Below are 6,596 nucleotides of genomic sequence, written 5' to 3' on the forward strand. Positions count from 1 at the left end.
AAGGGAGCAAAAAACACTGCAACTAAAGCCACAAAAACAGCCTCCAATATGGGGTGGTGGGGCTTTTTAGGAAGTCTGGTAGGCGCCATTATTTCCAGTGTTTTTGGCTATTATGGTTATAGAAGCCGTAAGGACACTTTCATGCTTTAAAACGTCTACCTTTAAAGCAAATACATAAAAAGCTGCACGCATAGTGCAGCTTTTTTGCAAAATTTTCTGATTGTCTTTTTGTATCATTGTCTCTCATATCAGACAACTTCACCAGCCCATCATCCTTAATACTCCCCTTAAAAAAAACATAAGGAGTTGCTCATCGCTGCCAATAGGCATTGTGCTTGTTTTGGAAAAGAGCTCTGAAAACTTCCTTTCTCAACTGATCATCAAGAAAAACTATACAAAGCATGGAATATACCATAAACACGTAGAAGAAAATTGTACCTTATAACCTCTTGGGGAGGAGCATTGTGACAAAGAAAAAATCCATGATTGTCACCCAAATGGGGCTTTTCCTTGTTTTGGGCTTTAGCAGCTTTGCCGATGAAACAGCACAAGTTACATTTGCTCTCCACTTAGCAGAAAGCACAGCATCTATTTCAATGCTGCTGTTTGCAGGGCTTGTCGGGGCAATTTGTGCAGGCCCCATTGCACCACGTCTCTTACATCGCTTCCAACCAGCGCGAACAGTACCCATTGTTTTATTGTTTGAAGCACTCTTCATAGCTGTTGCCGCAATCGCCAACCAATTTTGGGTTTATATTGCACTTTCTTTCGCACTAGGTTGTGCTGGTTCACTCTTTTGGTCCGCTATCCTCGTTTCCGTCCCAGAATTTGCAACCAATGATCATCAATTAGACCGTAACAACCGCATTATCCAAACAGTCCGTAATCTCGGCTACATTGCAGGACCACTGTTAGGAGGTGTACTATATGGTCTTTCAAACGGGCAAAAAGGGCTCTTTGCACTATCCATCATGGTTCTTTTTGCTACCTTTATCACTCTCTTCTGTTTTAAAAGTTTAAAAATTCATACACAAACGACAAACACAACGCAAAAAAGCAAAAAAGGGCTAGATTTAACGGGTCTCTTGCGTAAAAAAAATGTTGTCTATGCTCTTTCTCCCCTCATCATTACCATCATCCTCACCTCTGCTCTCAACGTCTTATCGATTGTCCGCATCCGCACTGAGCTGTACTTCAGTGCAGAAACCTATGGGGTAATCACAAGCATGTTAAGTCTTGGCCTCGTGGTTGGTCCACTCTGTTTCTCCAGCCTTTTTCATCGCTTTGGTAATGCCGCTGGAGCATCACTTGCCGCTGCAATCATCGGCTTTGCAATTTTCTGCTTTTCCTTAACACATATTGTATGGTTAATGATGCTGTCATTTTTCATCCTTGGGGGTGCTAACGGCGTGCAAAATGCTCTGATGGCAAGTTTTATGATGAAAGCCATTCAGAAAGAACACCGAAACAACCAAATGCCTGCCTATATCTTTATCATACAAACAGCGGTGTGCCTTGGCTTTCTAGGAGCCGGTTTTGTAAAAGTGCATCACACCCAAAGCACACTGTTTATCATTGGCATCGCCACCATGATCACAGGCATCTTAGGTTTTATTGTGAACAGTGCCGTACAAAAAAAACAGAGAGAATTTGATAATGGTTAACGAACTTTGCTATCTTTGCTCTCAAGCAAACCATACACCCCAAAAGGACATGACAATCACCACCCAATCAAATTTCAATAAAATCCCTATCAAATCGTTGTATCCCATGCAACCCCATACCAACCCAATAGGACTTTGATAAACCACTCTTTAATGTAGAGCAACTAACAACCCTCCCCAAAGCTTGATATTTTAAAGTAAAAAAAAAACGATAACATCATGCAACAAGACCCTATAGGCTTAAACTTTTACAATGGAACAGGCGGCTACGTGTGGCAACTGGCAAACTATATGCGACATGATTGTTATGAGAGCTCCCACATACTTGAATTGCAAAAACCAACGCCGCCCATAGCCATCAATTCTTTCGCTGTCTACCCAAGTGAACTTAATCCTTTATCACACGTTCAATGGGCAAAAGATGTACAAATAATAAAAAACAAACCAGCACTCATTGGCAAACGGCAAATACAACCCATCACCATTGTTTCTATAAAAGGAGCGGCATTTGGCGGATTCGACTTTCCCACATTTGAAGCACTTCGTGAAGGCTGCCTTGTCCAATCACTGAGGGAAATACAATTCAATGATACTCTTCTTGCCTCTGGAAGTCTTTTGATATCACTTTTACAACACGGTCTCATCGAAACAGATCAAAAAGCATTTTCAGAAAATGATGCAACCGCTCTTTTACGAGAGCCAACATGTATTATCATAGATTCTTCTCTTGGCAGTCTTGCCATTAATCAACTCAATGGGCGTACAATCCGGCTTCATGAAAAAACAAAACATCTCTTGAAGCAAGCCACCACACCAATACGTATTCAATATCCGCTAGAGGATTCAATAAAGTTTTTTATAAAAGCAGGAATGCTACGATTGGTAAAATTATAAGGATAAAAAGATGCAGCTGATAAGACCTGGCATGGGAACAGAAAATAGTGCACAGCTCATTTATGCGCTTATTCAAATGGCAAGACCACGCACAGTCATTGAAATCGGTGCTGGTGATAGTACGTGCTTTATCGCAAAAGCACTTCAAAAAGCGAAATTATCATGGCAACAAGATAAAAAACTTTTAGAATCTTCCACCTGGGAAGAGCGCACAACTTTGCTTGATCCTTCAGGAATCCTTGAGAATTACGAACCTCGGCTTATCACCATTGATGATTTTACAGTCGAAGGTCAATCAGCCGAAGAAGCATGGCAAGAACTGCTTCAAAGCGGTATTGAAAAAGATACTGTAACATTTATCCATGAGAATTTCTTCTCTCTCGATGAAAGCACCCTCAAATCTTGGGGACCAATAGATTTTGCTTGGCTTGATGCTGGAACCCCAGCAGATGATGTGCGATTTGTTATAACCCTTTGGGAACACATCACCGCGGGTGGTTATCTATGTCTGCATGAACCAACAATGACAACAACGGTTGCTCTCAATGGGGCACAGCGGGTGCGACGTGTCAGAACTCCCATCTGGGAAGAAATTCTCTACCGGCTTGATGGCTCCTATGAAGCTTTAACACTCCCCGAAAACCACAAATATCGCCAGGGTGGTCTGGGGATTATTCGCAAACGCACCCCAGCCGAACAAATTGTACGCGCACAATCGCTACAAGCAGAACTCATAGAAATCAATGAAATTCCCATTCGCAATGATCTTTTGCCCATGGGGAAAGAAACCCTTCACAAACGCAATACCCGCAATTCACTGATCTCTGCCATGACGTCACCGACACTGCGTACTGTTTATGCCGCCATTATCCTTGGTGCAAAAAATCTTACTGATATCCTCAAACATGTCGATTCAGATGCCAAAAACATTCACAAATCCATCAATCGCCTTTTGAATCTCGGACTTATTCACAACACAACAGAAGGATTTCAAGCCGAAGAGACAGTGTGGAAAATGCTAGAAAATAAACATGAGCGGAATAGGGAAAATTTAAGCGACCGCCATTTAGAAACAGAAGAAATGCTATCAAAAATTGGTGAAGCCTTTCAGAAGGAAAAAATCTATAGCGAAACGGAAGTTTCCAAGATATGCAACCTCTTTACGATAGACTTTGCCCGATTACGACGCACTCTTGTTGAGAGAGGTTTTTTACAACGCCATGGAGGAAAATATCAACGCATGCGCTAAAAGAGAATTGAAAAATGATTAGCGAACGCTATCGTTTTTCTTCTCTATTTCAAGAGAATGAATAACCTTCCACTAAAAAAATATAATTTCATTAAAAGGTTACAAAATCATTCATCCCATTCATATGTTGACAATCTATGGAGATGAGATTAGCGTGCCCTCTTCGCAAGAGATGCAATGGGGAGGAACAAGAGTGCGGGATGCCAATTGGTTATCAAAAAGGATTGGGTGGTTATCAAAAAGAATTAGAAATAGTCAAAACCATCAGGAGAAGATATAGGATCAAGGTCTCAATGATCTTACGATTGTTGCGCGAACATCCGGGCACAGTGTTGTTGCTCAATCCAAATCATGCTCGATATTTCTAAAAACATCGTAGAAAAAACAATATTCTTGCATTGGACTGGCTAGTGAATCAAGAAAGATACTATTTCAACGAAATGTGCACAGCAGAAATAGGGCTGGCAAAACTTCCTCAAAAGATACAACAAAATGTCTTTGATCATTTAACAACACTTCTATGGAAATTCCATGGGCAAAAATAAAATTCCTTTTTTCATCTATAGCACAGTTTTCCTTTCTGAATTTTCCTTTTTCTTTGTACTCCCTCTGCTTGGAAACTCTTCTCTCATAACTGCTGCCAATGTTGCTTTTTATCTCGCTGGATCGGTAATCCTTGAAAGCATTCTCATGGTAACCACAACAGGTTTATTAGAAAGATTTTCGCGTAAACTCTTAATGGCTACCGCCTTTATTTTAAGGAGTAGCGCTTTTGTGTGCATTATCCTATCGCTCACACCTTCTGCATGGTTGATCTTTTTTACCTTAATGGCTTTTTCGAAAGCAATTTCAAAGCCATTTTTGAGAGAAATTTTATCAGAACATCTCAATGAAAATGCTCTTAAACGCGCATTAACTCTCTATTCTTTTTTTCAAAATGCTGCTGTCGTTATCGCCCCTCTTGTTGCAACGAGTGCCATAAAATACAACGCATCAACCTTCTTAATGGCTTTTTTTGCACTCATTGGTTTGTATCTTTGTGTTCTATCCATTCAAATTGTTTATCATTACCCGCATAAAACATTATCTCTTGAAAAGAATAAAAAAACAAAAAAAGCTCTTCTTTCTTCTTTAAAAACAATAATACATAATCGTTCTATTGCTTATTTGCTGGTCACGGCTTTGCTTTGTGCATTCCTCATGGGAATTTTCATCACCACCACAACACTTCTCAGTAAATTTGACAGCAATCTCGCCCCTTATAGTGGAATTTTCTTTTCAATTGTTGGCATCAGTATTTGTATCTGGCAAGGAATAATTAATAAACATCTCAGCCTTTCCGATAAATCAACTTTCTACCTATTATGGCTTATGGGAAGTTTCTCCTCATTTTTCCTCATGGGTGGGGTCTTTACCGCTGTGACTGCATTAATTGCCTACAGTGTCTATGAATCTGTCATGATTCCAGAAATATACTATCAAGCAGGGAAAACAACCCCATCCCTCTCTGCTAGTGTTCTTTTCAGTTATATTCTTGTTATTTCAAATATTGGCCAAGCCGCCGGCTCATGGACAAGTGGATGGATTATCAGCCATTTCAACAATCATATCGCTTTCACCTTTTGCATGATTGTTGGTGCCTCCGCCTTTGCTTCTTGCCTTTGCCTCATGCAAACGAAAAAATAAGCAGCTTCCATGTCACATATAGTTTTTGCAACCAGTGGCACAACAAGAGCACTCAAAACACTTCGCCATAAATCACTCAATTATGATTTTGTAACACACTCTGCGGCAAAAAAGCTCAAAACGGTCTTTAAAGATTGCTCTGTAAACGCCGTTGCAAATTGTCTCATAGCTTAAAGGATTATGGGATAGACAAGCGTAAGGTAGCTACATTCTGCACGAATAATATTCTATTGATATCCATGTGCAACACAGCCAAATCATTTTTCTTATAATTTGCTCATTTCTGCCATGACCTCACCGACACTACGCGCTGTCTATACTGTTATTATACTTGGTGCTAAAATTCTTTCTGATATCCTCAAACTTGTCAATTCAGAGACCAAAAACATTCACAAATCTATTAATCGCCTTTTAAACCTTGGTCTTATTCAAAACACAACAGAGGGATTTCAAGCAATCGATAAATTATGGCAAGCGCTAGAAGATAAAAATGTACGAAATATGGAAATTTTTAGCGATCACCATTTAGAAACAGAAGATATACTTACAAAAATTGCAGAAGCATTTCAAATAGGAAAAACTATCGCGAAACGGAAACATAAAAAATATGTAGCCTTTTTACTTTAGATTTTGCGAGATTAAGACGAATCTTGGTGGAAAATGGATTTTTAAGACGATATGCAAGCAAATATCAGCGCATACGTTGAAAGAAAAAATTCAAGCATTTGAGTTTTTCTTATGCAGCGTTTTGTTTTTTTGTTTTCTGTAAAGAGAGTTTAGGCCAGCTATGCGCCCCCCTTAGTATTTAGTGATATAGATAGTGTAGATGTTCAAGGAATTGTGTACAGTTTTTTTGTTACAAAAAGTTGGCAGATTGTTTTGAGGATTTGGCTATACAGACTACACATAGGACAAAGGGAGAGATGACATAAGAGCCAAGAGAATCTGAGTTTAGATTTAGCCTTGAGCGCCCCTTTAAGTGCGTGGCATTACGTAGCTTATACGTTCTTCCCCTACCCATTTTGCTTCCGAAGGTGCATGATGATTAGTAGGCATGCCCCTTAGTTCTTATTTGGGTTTTGTACGTGGGAAGAGTTTTGAGT

7 protein-coding genes and 1 pseudogene are annotated in these 6,596 nt (G+C 39.7%); all 8 read left to right on the plus strand.

Features of this window, described 5'->3' with window-relative positions; translation table 11 throughout:
* Positions 1–150: pseudogene (locus tag ACFINK_RS09035) on the plus strand (DUF3792 domain-containing protein); the annotation flags it as partial.
* Between the two features lie 314 nt (positions 151–464).
* Positions 465–1,664 (plus strand): MFS transporter, encoded by a 1,200-nt coding sequence (locus ACFINK_RS09040; RefSeq protein ID WP_375638863.1) that lies wholly within the window; start codon positions 465–467, stop codon positions 1,662–1,664.
* Between the two features lie 219 nt (positions 1,665–1,883).
* Positions 1,884–2,558, plus strand: a complete 675-nt coding sequence (locus ACFINK_RS09045) for a hypothetical protein (protein ID WP_375638864.1) — start codon at positions 1,884–1,886, stop codon at positions 2,556–2,558.
* Between the two features lie 10 nt (positions 2,559–2,568).
* Positions 2,569–3,807 (plus strand): DUF2087 domain-containing protein, encoded by a 1,239-nt coding sequence (locus ACFINK_RS09050; protein ID WP_375638866.1) that lies wholly within the window; start codon positions 2,569–2,571, stop codon positions 3,805–3,807.
* 531 nt (positions 3,808–4,338) lie between these two features.
* Positions 4,339–5,493, plus strand: coding sequence for an MFS transporter (locus ACFINK_RS09055; protein ID WP_375627878.1), 1,155 nt, complete (start codon positions 4,339–4,341; stop codon positions 5,491–5,493).
* A gap of 9 nt (positions 5,494–5,502) precedes the next feature.
* A complete protein-coding gene (locus ACFINK_RS09060; RefSeq protein WP_375621760.1) occupies positions 5,503–5,667 on the plus strand; it encodes a hypothetical protein in 165 nt (54 codons plus the stop codon).
* Between the two features lie 114 nt (positions 5,668–5,781).
* Complete coding sequence (locus tag ACFINK_RS09065; protein WP_375638868.1) at positions 5,782–6,120, plus strand: hypothetical protein; 339 nt, start codon at positions 5,782–5,784, stop codon at positions 6,118–6,120.
* A gap of 26 nt (positions 6,121–6,146) precedes the next feature.
* On the plus strand, positions 6,147–6,200 hold the full coding sequence (locus ACFINK_RS09070; protein ID WP_375638870.1) for a hypothetical protein: 54 nt from the start codon (positions 6,147–6,149) through the stop codon (positions 6,198–6,200).
* Positions 6,201–6,596 lie beyond the last annotated feature (396 nt).

This window comes from Bartonella sp. AA16NXGY, from assembly GCF_042197325.1.
Lineage (GTDB): Bacteria > Pseudomonadota > Alphaproteobacteria > Rhizobiales > Rhizobiaceae > Bartonella.

Excerpts from the sequence above, each read along its gene's own strand:
- ACFINK_RS09045 (WP_375638864.1), top strand. The coding sequence starts at position 1,884 with ATGCAACAAGACCCTATAGGCTTAAACTTTTACAATGGAACAGGCGGC.
- ACFINK_RS09055 (WP_375627878.1), top strand. The coding sequence starts at position 4,339 with ATGGGCAAAAATAAAATTCCTTTTTTCATCTATAGCACAGTTTTCCTT.
- ACFINK_RS09060 (WP_375621760.1), top strand. The coding sequence starts at position 5,503 with ATGTCACATATAGTTTTTGCAACCAGTGGCACAACAAGAGCACTCAAA.
- ACFINK_RS09050 (WP_375638866.1), top strand. The coding sequence starts at position 2,569 with ATGCAGCTGATAAGACCTGGCATGGGAACAGAAAATAGTGCACAGCTC.
- ACFINK_RS09065 (WP_375638868.1), top strand. The coding sequence starts at position 5,782 with ATGACCTCACCGACACTACGCGCTGTCTATACTGTTATTATACTTGGT.